The organism is Paracandidimonas soli (assembly GCF_004342005.1).
Classification (GTDB): Bacteria; Pseudomonadota; Gammaproteobacteria; order Burkholderiales; family Burkholderiaceae_B; genus Paracandidimonas; species Paracandidimonas soli.
Genome location: NZ_SMBX01000005.1, coordinates 168,690 through 181,813 on the forward strand (window position 1 = coordinate 168,690; position 13,124 = coordinate 181,813).

At 65.6% G+C, this 13,124-nt stretch carries 11 protein-coding genes; 8 read left to right on the top strand and 3 right to left on the bottom strand.

Annotated elements, in window-relative coordinates; all coding sequences use genetic code 11:
• Position 1 precedes the first annotated feature (1 nt).
• From nirB to EV686_RS11720, 3 genes are read left to right on the top strand one after another with little or no spacing between them, the layout of a single operon-like run.
• The gene (gene nirB / locus EV686_RS11710) at positions 2 to 2,437 is read left to right on the top strand and encodes a nitrite reductase large subunit NirB (RefSeq protein ID WP_132477124.1); all 2,436 of its coding nucleotides are present in this window, start codon (positions 2 to 4) and stop codon (positions 2,435 to 2,437) included.
• Positions 2,438 to 2,447: 10 nt separating this feature from the next.
• The gene (gene nirD / locus EV686_RS11715; RefSeq protein WP_243650866.1) at positions 2,448 to 2,870 is read left to right on the top strand and encodes a nitrite reductase small subunit NirD; all 423 of its coding nucleotides are present in this window, start codon (positions 2,448 to 2,450) and stop codon (positions 2,868 to 2,870) included.
• Between the two features lie 2 nt (positions 2,871 to 2,872).
• A complete protein-coding gene (locus tag EV686_RS11720) occupies positions 2,873 to 5,575 on the top strand; it encodes a nitrate reductase (RefSeq protein ID WP_132477125.1) in 2,703 nt (900 codons plus the stop codon).
• Positions 5,576 to 5,596: 21 nt separating this feature from the next.
• Here the strand turns inward: EV686_RS11720 and tgt are convergent, their stop codons facing one another.
• Positions 5,597 to 6,733, bottom strand: a complete 1,137-nt coding sequence (tgt, locus tag EV686_RS11725; RefSeq protein ID WP_132477126.1) for a tRNA guanosine(34) transglycosylase Tgt — start codon at positions 6,731 to 6,733, stop codon at positions 5,597 to 5,599.
• Positions 6,730 to 7,797 carry a tRNA preQ1(34) S-adenosylmethionine ribosyltransferase-isomerase QueA gene (gene queA, locus EV686_RS11730; RefSeq protein WP_132477127.1) on the bottom strand — a complete coding sequence of 356 codons (1,068 nt, stop codon included), beginning with the start codon at positions 7,795 to 7,797 and terminating at the stop codon, positions 6,730 to 6,732. The genes tgt and queA overlap by 4 nt, the downstream gene beginning before the upstream one ends.
• Positions 7,798 to 7,989: 192 nt before the next feature.
• On the opposite strand from queA, the gene dacB reads away from it, so the two are divergent.
• The 5 genes from dacB (at position 7,990) to EV686_RS11755 (ending at position 11,555) form a co-directional block, all read left to right on the top strand.
• Entirely contained in the window at positions 7,990 to 9,447 is a 1,458-nt protein-coding gene (gene dacB / locus EV686_RS11735; protein WP_132477223.1) for a D-alanyl-D-alanine carboxypeptidase/D-alanyl-D-alanine endopeptidase, read from the top strand.
• A gap of 59 nt (positions 9,448 to 9,506) precedes the next feature.
• A complete protein-coding gene (gene upp, locus EV686_RS11740) occupies positions 9,507 to 10,145 on the top strand; it encodes a uracil phosphoribosyltransferase (RefSeq protein ID WP_132477128.1) in 639 nt (212 codons plus the stop codon).
• A 231-nt stretch (positions 10,146 to 10,376) separates the two neighbouring features.
• Entirely contained in the window at positions 10,377 to 10,694 is a 318-nt protein-coding gene (locus tag EV686_RS11745) for an ElaB/YgaM/YqjD family protein (RefSeq protein ID WP_132477129.1), read from the top strand.
• Between the two features lie 79 nt (positions 10,695 to 10,773).
• Positions 10,774 to 11,196 (top strand): phage holin family protein, encoded by a 423-nt coding sequence (locus tag EV686_RS11750; RefSeq protein ID WP_132477130.1) that lies wholly within the window; start codon positions 10,774 to 10,776, stop codon positions 11,194 to 11,196.
• Positions 11,193 to 11,555 carry a hypothetical protein gene (locus EV686_RS11755; RefSeq protein WP_132477131.1) on the top strand — a complete coding sequence of 121 codons (363 nt, stop codon included), beginning with the start codon at positions 11,193 to 11,195 and terminating at the stop codon, positions 11,553 to 11,555. Before EV686_RS11750 ends, EV686_RS11755 begins: the two co-directional genes overlap by 4 nt.
• Before the next feature lie 6 nt (positions 11,556 to 11,561).
• Here the strand turns inward: EV686_RS11755 and EV686_RS11760 are convergent, their stop codons facing one another.
• Positions 11,562 to 13,103, bottom strand: coding sequence for a UbiD family decarboxylase (locus tag EV686_RS11760; protein WP_132477132.1), 1,542 nt, complete (start codon positions 13,101 to 13,103; stop codon positions 11,562 to 11,564).
• Between the last annotated feature and the right edge of the window lie 21 nt (positions 13,104 to 13,124).

The window sequence follows — 13,124 nt, forward strand, 5'->3', positions numbered from 1 at the left end:
CATGAAACAGAAACCCAGGCTAGTCATGGTGGGCAACGGCATGGCCGGTGTGCGCACCCTGGAGGAGCTGCTGAAACTGGCTCCCGACCAATACGACATCACGGTATTCGGGTCGGAGCCCTATCCCAACTACAACCGCATCATGCTCTCTCCGGTGTTGACTGGGGAGCAGAAACTGTCCGACATCGTGCTGAACGACGAGGATTGGTACGCAAGCAACGGCATCGCCCTGCGCATGGGCTGCACGGTGGATCGCATCGATCGCGCCAAGCGCATCGTGCATTCGCATGACGGCACGCAGACGCCTTATGATCGATTGCTGCTGGCGACCGGATCCAATCCCTTTATCTTGCCCGTGCCTGGCAATGATCTGGACGGTGTAGTGACGTTCCGGGACATCCATGATGTGAACCGCATGATCGAGGCGTCGCGTAAGTACCGGCATGCAGTCGTTATCGGCGGCGGGCTGCTGGGTCTGGAGGCTGCCAGCGGACTGGTGGCGCGCGGCATGGACGTATCGGTGGTGCATCTGGGCTCCGGTCTGCTGGACCGGCAACTGGATCCGCAGGCTGCGCTGATGTTGCAGCGCAGCCTGGAGGAGCGAGGCCTGAAGTTCCTGATGCCGCGCCAGACGGAGGCGCTGATCGGAGATGAACAGGGGCGTGTGCGCGCGCTGCGCTTCTCCGACGGAACGCAGATCGACGCCGATCTGGTGGTGATGGCGGTGGGCATCCGTCCCAACACCGTGCTGGCCGAATCCTGCGGGTTGTACGTGAATCGCGGCGTGGTGGTAAGCGACACTATGCAGACCTTCGATCCGCTGATCTATGCGGTGGGCGAGTGCGTCAGCCATCGCGGCACGGCCTACGGCTTGGTGGCGCCGCTGTTCGAGCAGGCCAGGGTGGCGGCCAATCACCTTGCCATGTTCGGCATTGCGCGCTACCAGGGCAGCGTGACCTCCACCAAACTGAAGGTGACCGGCATCGACGTGTTCTCGGCGGGTGACTTCCTGGGCGGGCCGGGCACGGAGGCCATCACCCTGTCTGATCCGTCGGCCGGGGTCTACAAGAAACTGGTGGTCGACAAAGGCAAGCTGGTGGGCGCCTGCCTGTATGGAGACACGGCCGACGGCGCGTGGTATTTCCGGCTGATTCGCGAGGGCAGCCCGGTCGATGCGCTGCGCGATCAACTGATGCTGGGCGAGCACGCCGTCGGCGATACCGGGCACGCGGGAGAAAATCGCGCGGCCTCCATGCCCGACGATGCCGAGGTGTGCGGCTGCAATGGCGTATGCAAGGGAACGATCGTCAAGGCTATCCGCGACCAGGGCCTGTTCACGGTGGACGAGATCAAGAAGCACACCAAGGCGGCCAGTTCCTGCGGGTCGTGCGCGGGCCTGGTGGAGCAGATACTGATCAACTGTGTCGGCGGAGCCGCCGACGTCAAGCCGAAGTCCGAGCGTCCGGTGTGCGACTGCACCGATCTTACGCATGGGCAGGTGCGTCAGGCCATCCGCGACCAGCATTTGATAAGCCTGACGCAGGCTATGCGCACCATGCAGTGGCGCACGCCTGACGGCTGCGCCACTTGCCGGCCGGCGCTGAACTATTACCTGATCTCCACCTGGCCTGGAGAGGCGCGCGACGATGGCCGGGCGCGCCTGGTCAACGAGCGCGTGCACGCCAACATTCAGAAGGACGGCACATACTCGGTGGTGCCGCGCATGTGGGGCGGCGTGACCAACGCCAGCGAACTGCGGCGCATCGCCGACGTGGCCGACAAGTACGAGATTCCGATGATCAAGGTTACGGGCGGTCAGCGCATCGACCTGCTGGGCGTGCGCAAGCAGGATCTGCCGTCCGTTTGGGCCGATCTGGACATGCCGTCCGGCTATGCCTATGGCAAGAGCCTGAGAACGGTCAAGACTTGCGTGGGCAGCGAATTCTGCCGCTTCGGAACGCAGGATTCCACCAGCATGGGTATTGCGCTGGAAAAAGAACTGGCGGGCATGTGGAGTCCGCACAAGGTCAAGCTGGCGGTGTCGGGATGTCCGCGCAACTGCGCGGAATCCGGCATCAAGGACGTAGGCGTGATCGCCGTGGATTCCGGCTGGGAGCTGTATGTGGGCGGCAATGGCGGCATCAAGACGGAAGTGGCGCAGTTCTTCGTCAAGGTGTCCACCGCCGCCGAGGTGCTGGAGCATGCCGGTGCGTTCCTGCAGCTGTACCGCGAGGAGGCGTTCTACCTGGAGCGCACAGTGCATTATCTGGCGCGCGTGGGGCTGGATTACGCCAAGACCCGGGTCGTGGAGGATGAGGCCGGCCGCGCGGAACTGTATGCGCGCCTGAAGTTCGCTCTGGCATTCGAGCAGGATCCCTGGATGGACAGGCGCCCGCAAGCCGATGCCGCGCGCGAATTCGAACCTATCACGGCATGAGGAGAGAATCATGATGCCAGACGGAAATACAAGTGTTCCATCCCGGGAGCCGGGGGTAAAGGGACGGGATGCGGTTGTCCCGGCCGGGCGTGGGCAGTGGCTGGCCGTCTGCCGCCTGGACGATCTGCCGGTGCAGGGATCGCGCGTCGTTCGCCGTTTCGGGCAGGATGACGTGGCGGTGTTTCGCACGCACGACGATCGGGTGTTCGCGGTGCTGGATCGCTGCCCGCATAAGGGCGGGCCGTTGTCCGAGGGACTAGTGCACGGCATGTCTGTGACATGTCCCCTGCACGGCTGGGTGATCGATCTGGAGACAGGGCAGGCGCGGGCTCCGGACGAGGGCTGTGCGCGGCGAGTGCCCGTGCGTGTGGATGATGACGGCTGGGTTTACTTGGCGGGGTCCGGATCGGCGATTGACGGGAACGCGGAGTAGTCATGGTGCGCAGCGTGGCTTCCGTCTGCTGTTATTGCGGCACCGGCTGCGGCGTGCTGGTCGAGGCCGGCGGCGACCGTGTGCTGGCGGTGCGAGGCGATCCGGATCATCCGTCCAGCCGCGGGGCCCTGTGCAGCAAGGGCAGAGCGCTGGCCGACACCGTACGGCGCGACGAGGCGCGCGTGCTTCGGGCGCAGTGGCGCCCGAAGCGTGGCCGGCAGCTCCAGCCGCTGCAGCTGCCGGATGCGCTGGATATGGCTGCCGATCGTCTGGCGGACACGCTGGCGCGGCATGGGCCGGACGCCATCGGTTTCTACCTGTCGGGTCAGTTGCTGACAGAGGATTACGCGGCCTTCAACAAACTGGCTCGTGCGCTTGTGGGCACTAATCATATCGATACGAATTCGCGGCTGTGCATGTCCAGTGCCGTGACGGGATACAAACAGACATTGGGCGCGGATGCGCCGCCGGCCTGTTACGAGGATCTGGATCTGGCCGACACGGTACTGATCGCAGGTTCGAACATGGCCTACGCGCATCCGGTGCTGTTCCGGCGACTGGAGGCGGCCAGGGCGTTGCGCCCGGAAATGAAGGTCGTCGTGGTGGATCCCAGGCGCACCGACACCGCAGCGATGGCGGATCTGCATCTTGCCATTGCGCCTGGCACGGATGTGGCGTTGTTTCATGCAATGCTCAACGTGATGGTGTGGGATGGTCTGGTGGACGCCGACTATATGGAGCGCCACACCACGGGTTTTGCTGGGCTGAAGGCACGCATCCACGAGTTCACGCCGCGTGCGGCGCAGGATGTGTGCGGAGTGCCCGCGCAGGACATCATCCAGGCGGCGCGCTGGTTCGGCCAGTCGCGCGCGGCCTTGTCGCTCTACACCATGGGGCTGAATCAGTCGTCCAGCGGTACGGCGAAGAATGCGGCGTTGATCCACCTGCATTTGGCGACCGGTCAGATCGGCCGTCCTGGGGCCGGGCCGTTCTCCCTGACCGGCCAGCCCAACGCCATGGGCGGACGAGAGGCGGGCGGCATGGCTACCCTGCTGCCGGGACACCGCGATCCCTCCGATCCGGCGCACCGCGCCGAGGTGGCGGCGCTGTGGGGCGTGGACGCGCTGCCCGTGGAGCCCGGCTTGCCGGCGGTGGCGATGTTCGATGCGGTGCTGGAGGGACGCATCAAGGTGCTGTGGATCGCCGCGACCAATCCGGCGCAGTCCATGCCGGATCAGGCGCGTGTGCGCGCGGCGCTGGAGAAGGCGGAGTTCGTCATCGTGCAGGAAGCATTTGCCGGCACCGAGACACTGGCTTATGCCGACTTGGTGCTGCCGGCGGCGACCTGGCCGGAGAAGGACGGCACGGTGACGAATTCCGAGCGCCGCATCAGCCGCGTGCGCGCTGCCGTGCCGCCACCGGGTGATGCGCTGCCCGATTGGCGTCTGGCCTGCGAGGTAGCGCGTCGCCTGGCGGCGCGCGTGGCGCCGGAGAAGGCGGCGTTGTTCAGCTATGTGGGGGAGAGCGAGATATTCGCGGAACATGCGCGTATGACGGCGGGCCGCGATCTGGACTACAGCGCGCTGGACTATGCTGTGCTGGAGGCGATGGGGCCGAGGCAATGGCCGTATCGGCCGAACGGCGACAGCGTGGCGCGTCTGTATGCGGACGGACGGTTTGCCACGCAGGATGGCCGGGCGCGGTTCGTGGACGTGCCCTATGTGCCCGTGGCCGAGCCGGTATCCGCGCAATACCCGCTGCGCCTGACGACGGGACGCCTGCGCGACCACTGGCACACGATGGCGCGCACTGGCCTGTCTTTGGGGCTGACGCGCCATGTCGAGGAACCCTGGCTGTCGCTGAATCCGTCGGACATGACGCGCATGGGCCTGGCGTCAGGCACGTTGGCCCGCATACGCTCGCGGCGCGGCGGTGTGGTGCTGCCTGTGCGCGACGATGCGTCGGTGCGCCCGGGGCATGCCTTCTTGCCCATGCACTGGGGCGGCGCATTCATGGCGGGACAAGGTGTCAATGCGCTGACGAATCCGGTGTGCGACCCGCAGTCACATCAGCCGGAACTGAAGCATGCCGCTGTGGCTGTGGCGGCGGCCGGATTACCGTGGCAGGCCATGGGCTGGGTCGCAGGCGATGCGGCGCAGCTGCGCCGCCGGCTGGCGGCATGGCTGGAATTTTCCGACTATGTAGTGGTGCTGCCGTCGGCGGTGGGCGGCGGCGGTGTACGTCTGCGGCTGGCCGCGCCATCCTCGCCGGACTCTTCGGTGTTGGCGGCGCTGGCGCGCGATCTCGGCGTGGAAGCGCCTGGCATCGTATTCGACGATCCGGCGCGCGGCGTGTTGCGCCGCGTTGCGCTGACCGATGGCCGTCCGTCCGCATTCCTGCTGGCGGGCGATTCGCGGGCGCATGAAGCGCTGATGGCGTGGGCCGACGGCGGTCCGGCGCCGGCCAGCGCGGCAGCGCTGCTGATGGGGCGTGAGGCGGCGGGTGCGCGCGCGCGCACGGTCTGCGTTTGCGCGGGTGTCAGCGATCAGGCGATTCTGGCCGGTATTGCCGAAGGCCTGGATCTGGATGGGCTGAAACAATCGTTGAGTTGCGGCACGGGCTGCGGTTCATGTTTGCCGGAGATCCGTAGCATGATTGTCCGCAGTGCAGCCGGTGAACTTCGCGAACGGCAGCCTGCCGCATAGGGTGATGCCGGCTTTCCGTCGTCAGGCAATGCCGCGCGCGCGGTCTTCCAGGAAGCGGGCGCGCCAGGCCTGGAAACGTTGCTCTTTGATCGCCTGGCGCATTTCCGTCATCAGCGTCAGGTAGAAATGCAGATTGTGCAGGGTGTTCAGGCGCGCACCGGTGATTTCATTGGCTTTCTGCAGGTGGTGCAGGTAGGCGCGGGAGAAATGGCCGCAGGTGTGGCAGCCGCAGGACGGATCCAGCGGCCGGGTGTCGTCGCGGTAGCGGGCATTGCGGATCTTGATGTCGCCATAGCGCGTGAACAGCCATCCGTTGCGGGCGTTGCGCGTGGGCATGACGCAGTCGAACATGTCGATGCCGCGGGCCACGCCTTCGACCAGGTCTTCGGGCGTGCCGACGCCCATCAGGTAGCGCGGTGCGTTTTCGGGCAGCCTGGGCGCGACGTGCGACAGGATGCGCATCATGTCTTCCTTGGGCTCGCCGACCGACAGGCCGCCGATGGCATAGCCCTCGAAGCCGATGTCGGTCAGCCCGGCCAGGGATTCGTCGCGCAGGGATTCGAACATGCCGCCCTGGACGATGCCGAACAGGGCGTTGGGGTTTTCCGACTGCAGGAAGGCATCGCGCGAACGCCGCGCCCAGCGCAGCGACATGCGCATGGACCTGGCCGCCTCTTCCGGAGTGGCGGGGCGGTCGTCGATCAGGTAGGGCGTGCACTCGTCGAACACCATGGCGATGTCGGAATTCAGCGCGCGCTGGATGCGCATGGATTCCTCGGGCGTCAGGAACAGCCGCGAGCCGTCGATGGGCGAGGCGAATTTCACGCCTTCCTCGGTGATCTTGCGCAGGCCGTCCAGGCTGAAGACCTGGAAGCCGCCGGAATCGGTCAGGATGGGCTTGTTCCATTGCATGAAACCGTGCAGCCCGCCGTGCTTTTCCATGATTTCCGTGCCGGGACGCAGCCACAGGTGGAAAGTATTGCCCAGCACGATCTGCGCGCCGATGTCGTCAAGCTCGTGCGGCAGCATGGCCTTGACGCTGCCGTAGGTGCCCACGGGCATGAAGATCGGGGTTTCGACAACGCCGTGGTTGAGCGTGATGCGGCCGCGGCGCGCGGCGCCGTCGGTGGCCAGCAGGGAAAAATCGAGTCCGGTCATAAGATTGTGTCGGGTGATTCCAGGAACATGGCGTCGCCATAGCTGAAGAAGCGGTAGCGCGACTGTACCGCATGACGGTAGGCGCGCCGTATCGGTTCGAGGCCGGCGAATGCCGATACCAGCATCAGCAGGGTGGATTGCGGCAGGTGGAAGTTGGTGATCAGCGCATCGACCCATTGGTAGCGGTAGCCCGGCGTGATGAAGAGCCGGGTATCGTCTTCGATGCTGTCGGGCAGCGCCGCGCCGGCGGCGAGCTGCTCAGGACTGCAGACGGCCGCGGCGGATTCCAGCGAGCGCACGCTGGTGGTGCCCACCGCGATGACGCGTCCGCCGGCCTGCCGGGCGGCCTGGGCCTTGCGCAGCGTATCCGCGGGAACGCGGAATCGCTCCGAATGCATGACATGGTCTTCGATGGCGCCGCGCACCGGCTGGAACGTGCCCGCGCCGACATGCAGGGTCACGAAGGCCTTTTGTACGCCCAGCGCGTCGATTTTCTCCATCAGCGCGTCGCTGAAGTGCAGGCCGGCCGTGGGCGCGGCCACCGCGCCGGGTTCGCGGGCGTAGACGGTCTGGTAGCGTTCTTCGTCTTCCTGGCCGGCCGCGTGCTCTATATAAGGAGGCAGCGGAGTCGCGCCGTGGCGGTCCAGCAGGTCCAGCACCGGTTCGGGGAAGGCCAGCAGGAAGAGCTCGCCCTCGCGTCCCAGCACGGTGGCCTGGAAGGCGTCGGCCAGATCCAGCACCGTGCCGGGCTTGGGCGACTTGCTGGATCTGACGTGGGCCAGCGCCTGGTCGGACCGGGTGATGCGCTCGATCAGCACTTCCACCTTGCCGCCGGATGCCTTGCGGCCGAGCAGCCTGGCCTTGATGACGCGGGTGTCGTTGAATACCAGCAGATCGTTGGGGCGCAGCAGCGACAGCAGGTCGGGGAACTGCAGGTCGTGCAACTGGCCCCGGCTGTCCAGGTGCAGCAGGCGGCTGTCGCCGCGCTGCGGCGGAGGCGACTGGGCGATCAGCTCTTGGGGCAGTTCGTAGTCGAACTGGGAAATATCCAGGGAAGGGGTCACGTCGGGATCCGGGGAACCTCTACGACACTTGGGCGCCGAACAGGTTCCGCAAAGGGAAAACCCGGTATTTTACGGTAAGGCGGTTTTCCGGGCCCCGGGAGTCGCGCATAACTGTATCAATCGGCCGGGAAGTCTACACAGGCATGCCGGTCTTTGGGTATGCTCATGCTTTTCACGTCTGTGGTTGCCTCCATGCCTGTTTCGCACCTTGCTGTTTCCGCCCGGAAAGTAGCGCGATCCGTCGGACGCGGGCTTGCCGTCGCCGCGCTCGGGCTTGCGGCCGCCGTCGCGGGCGCGCAGTCCCTGCCCTCCGAGCTCCAGGGGGCCTGGCGCGCGACGAAGCTGCCGGAACAATCCCTGTCCCTGTTCGTCCAGGAGGTCGGCGGCCCGGTGCTGCTCGCCGTCAACCCCGCCACGCCGCGCAATCCCGCATCCGTCATGAAGCTGGTCACGACTTGGGCCGGACTGTCCGGGCTGGGGCCCGAATATGTCTGGCGCACGCATCTGCTGGCGCGCGGCGGCGGGGTGGTGGACGAGCAGGGCACTCTGTCGGGACCTCTGTATATCCAGGCGGCGGGCGATCCCTCTTTTACTGTTCAGGATCTTTGGCTGCTGCTGCGCGAGCTGCGCCTGCGCGGCATCAAGAACCTCGGCGAGGTCGTGGTGGACCGCAGCCGTTTCGGCAATGTCGCCATCGATCCCGGCGCGTTCGACAATTCTCCCGACCGGCCCTATAACGCCAGCCCGGACGCCATGATGGTCGGCCTGGGGGCGACGCGGCTGCTGTTCCAGCCGGATGCCCGCGCGAAGCAGTGGATTCCCATCGTTGATCCTCCCGTGCCCGGCCTGCGCATCACCGGCCAAGTGGCGTGGAGCGATGCCCGCTGCACGGGGTCGCCCACGGTGGGAACGCAGGTGCAAGGCACGGCGAGCGGCGTCGAGGTCCTGCTGAGCGGCAACGCGCCCGGAGAGTGCGGCGAGTTCAGCGTGTACCGCCTGGCCTTGTCGCAGCCGGAGCATTTCTCCAACCTGTTTCGCATGCTCTGGCGCGAGCTGGGCGGCACCCTGGCGCGCGGCATCGTTGCCGGCAAGGTGCCTCCGGAAGCCAAGCCCGTGGCCTGGCATGACTCCCGTCCCCTGGCGGACCAGATCCGCATCGTGAACAAGCAGAGCAATAACGTCATGGCGCGCCACCTGCTGCTGACGCTCGCGGCGGAAACGTCTGGCCCGGGAGCCACGGTGCCGGCGGGAGAACGTGCCGTGCTACAGCTGCTGCAGGGCCAGGGAGTGGATACCTCGGGCTGGGTCATCGGCAATGGTTCGGGGCTGTCCAGGGAAGGCAGGCTGACGGCATCGGGGCTTGGCGGCATGCTGGACGCGGCATGGCATTCCTCGCTGATGCCGGAATTCATTTCGTCCCTGGCGATTTCCGGGGTCGACGGCACGGTGCGCAGGCGCTTGCGCGACGACGACGTCCGGGGCATGGCCCACCTGAAAACGGGTACGCTGCGCGATGCGCGGGCATTGGCCGGCTATGTGCTGGGCGCCAGCGGCAAGCGCTATATTCTCGTCAGCATGGTCAACGGCGACCAGGCTGCGGCTGTACGCTCGTTCGACGATGCCGTCATCCGGTGGCTGGCGGCGCGCTGAGGTTACCGTGCCGTATCCGATCCGATCGATTTTCACGTATTCAATCTTCTGGAATTGCCATGCCTGTTCATGAAATACGCCATCCCCTGGTCCGCCACAAGCTGGGGCTGATGCGCAGGGCCGATCTCAGCACCAAGAATTTCCGCGAAATGGCGCAGGAGGTTGCCGCCCTGCTGACCTACGAAGCCTCCAAGGATCTGCCGCTCGAACCAACGAAGATCGATGGCTGGGCGGGCGAGCTCGAAGTGGAGAAGATCGCGGGCAAGAAGATCACCGTGGTGCCTATCCTGCGCGCGGGCATCGGCATGCTGGATGGCGTGCTCAGCCTGATTCCGGGCGCCAAGGTCAGCGCGATCGGCATCGCGCGCAACGAAGAGACCCTGCAGGCGCATACCTACCTGGAGCGCCTGGTGGGCCAGCTTGACCAGCGCCTGGCGTTGATCGTGGATCCCATGCTGGCTACAGGCGGTTCGATGGTCGCCACCATCGATATGCTGAAAAAGGCTGGCTGCCGCCATATTCGCGCACTGGTGCTGGTAGCGGCGCCGGAAGGCATCGGGGCCGTGGAGAGCGCGCATCCCGATGTGGATATCTATACAGCATCCATCGATAGCCATCTCAACGAGGATGGCTATATCATCCCCGGTCTGGGCGACGCCGGCGACCGGATCTTCGGCACACGGCAGAAAGACGGCTGATCACGGGCCAAAGCGCAAGCCCCGGACTTCAGGCCGGGGTCAAGCGAGGCAATCCATACGGCGCCGAAGGCGCCTCCGTACCGGGGCGAGGAGACCGACAGGCAGCAGTTCTTTACCTTATTCATGTTTCCTCATATTTTCATGCAGAAAAACATGCCGGAACTAGGGTAGTATGGAAGTGTGTTCCCGGAATTTTTTCGGGTTTCTGAAACCCCACATCAGGAGTCTGGCATGGCAACAAGGAAACGAGTGCAAAAAACCGAAGATGATTTCATCGAAAGCGTGAAAACCAGTCTGGATGATGCGGAGAAGCTGCTGCGCGAGGCGGCCGAAGCCACGGGCGACAAGGCGGAAGAGTTGCGCGAGAATGCGCTGCGCTCGCTGCGCCGCACGCGCGACAGCCTGCACGATGCGCAGGACGCCCTGGTCGAAAAGGGGCGCCAGGCCGCACGCGCCACGGACGAATACGTCCATGACAATCCCTGGCAGGCCATCGGCCTGGCGGGTGTGGCGGGGCTGCTGCTGGGTGTGCTGATCACCCGCCGCTAAGATTGTCTTCAAGACCGGGCAGGTTTCGCCGTCCGCGCGGAATCCATGCCCGGCATGAACAACGCAGAGGGGGAACCATATGGCGCTCAGAGAATCCATCGGCGATGTCGTCAGTACGCTGGGATGCATCCTGCGTACCCGCCTTGAACTTTTCTCCCTCGAGGCCGCGGGGCAGCGTGTGCACCTCACGCGCTCCCTGGCGCTGGTGCTGGTGGGCGGCCTGCTGTTGACGCTGGCGCTGTTGGTATTCACGCTGACGATCGCGCTGCTGTTCTGGCAGACCGACTATCGCTACTGGGCGCTGGGCTTGTTGACGGCCGCCTATGCCGTCAGCGGCGCATGCATTCTGCTGCATGTCCGGAAGTCGTTCCTGGAGCAGCCGGCGCCCTTTTCCGCAACGCTCGAAGAACTGCGCCAGGATCTCGCCCTGCTGGACAGGCTGCGCAGTTCCGATGACGATGACGACGAAATCGCCGATGGCGCGGGGAGGGCGGGCGAATGAGCACGGAACGCAAGAGCATGTCTTCCGCTGAGCGGGAGGTGCGTATCGAACTGGTCAGGGCGCGCGCCGCTCTGGAACGCAGACGCCTGCTGCGCGGCGCAGAACGCCTGGCGCAGGCGGCAAGCCCTGCGGAGCTGGTGCGTGGAATCATTCCTCCCGGCCTGCAGTCGCTGGGCTCCAGCAGGCCGAGCGACTGGATCGCGCACGCCGTTAGCCTGGGCAGGCGCTATCCCATGCTGCTGTCTGGCCTGACATCGCTGATTCCCATGCTGGGCAGGCGCAAGCGTTTGCTGCGCCTGGGGGCGGGCCTGCTGCTCAGCTGGCAGATCGCCCGCAAGGCCGGCAAGGGCGGCAACTGATCGGGCCTACAGTCGCAGTGAGTCCCACATCCGGTCGACGCGCTGCTTGACGTCATCGTCCATGTGGATGGGCGTGCCCCATTCGCGGCTGGTTTCGCCTGGCCATTTGTTCGTGGCATCCAGGCCCATCTTTCCGCCGAGGCCGGAGACCGGCGAGGCAAAATCCAGGTAGTCGATGGGCGTGTTTTCCACGAGCACCGTGTCGCGCACGGGATCCATGCGCGTCGTCATGGCCCAGACCACCTCCTTCCAGTCGCGCACGTCCACGTCTTCGTCCACCACCACGATGAACTTGGTGTACATGAATTGGCGCAGGATGCTCCACAGCCCGAACATGACGCGCTTGGCATGCCCGGCATACTGCTTGCGGATCGAGATCACGGCAAGACGGTAGCTGCAGCCTTCCGGCGGCAGGTAGAAGTCCACGATTTCCGGCAACTGCCGTTTCAGCAGCGGCACGAAGACCTCGTTCAGCGCCACGCCCAGCACGGCGGGCTCGTCGGGCGGCTTCCCGGTATAGGTGCTGTGATAGATGGGATTGCGGCGCATGGTGATGCGCTCGACGGTAAAGACCGGGAACCAGTCTTTTTCGTTGTAGTAGCCGGTGTGGTCGCCGTAAGGACCTTCCAGCGCGATTTCGTAGCCGGACGCGGGGATGGAGACGCCTGCGGGCGCGGAAGGCGGCAGCGCGCGCGGGTCTCCGGCGGGCAGGATATGGCCCTCGAGCACGATTTCCGCATAGGCCGGCACGGAAAGCTTGCTGCCGATGGCGGAGGCGGTCTCGGTGCGCGAGCCGCGCAGCAGCCCCGCGAACTGGTATTCGGACAGGCTGTCGGGCACCGGGGTGACGGCGCCCAGGATGGTGGCCGGGTCGGCTCCCAGCGCGACCGCGATAGGGAAGGGCTGGCCGGGGTTGGCCAGCGCATGGTCGCGGAAGTCCAGCGCGCCGCCGCGATGCGACAGCCAGCGCATGATGAGTTTGTTGCGGCCGATCAACTGCTGGCGGTAGATGCCCAGGTTCTGCCGGCGCGCCTTGGGGCCGCGCGTGATGACCAGGCCCCAGGTCAGCAGGGGGGCGGCATCGCCGGGCCAGCAGTGCTGCAGGGGGATCGTGCCCAGGTCCACGTCGTCGCCTTCGATGACGACTTCCTGGCAGGCCGGGTTCTTGATGGTCTTGGGGCTCATGTCCCACAGGGCGGACTTGAGCATGGATACTTTGGCGAAGGCATCCTTCAGGCCGTGCGGCGCCTCCGGTTCGCGCAGCGTGGCCAGCAACTCGCCGGTCTGGCGCAGCGCGGTCACATCGTCCGCGCCCATGCCCCAGGCCACGCGCTGCGGTGTGCCGAACAGGTTGGCCAGCACGGGCATGCCGGATTTCGCGCCATCATGGATGGCATTTTCGAAGAGCAGGGCGGGGCCGCCGCTGCGCAGCACGCGGTCGCTGATTTCCGTCATTTCCAGCCGGGTGGAGACGGGCTGGGTGATGCGCTTGAGCTGTCCGGCGGCTTCCAGCTGCGCGATGAAGTCTCTGAGGTCGCGGTATTTCACGATAAATCGCCAATCGGGTTA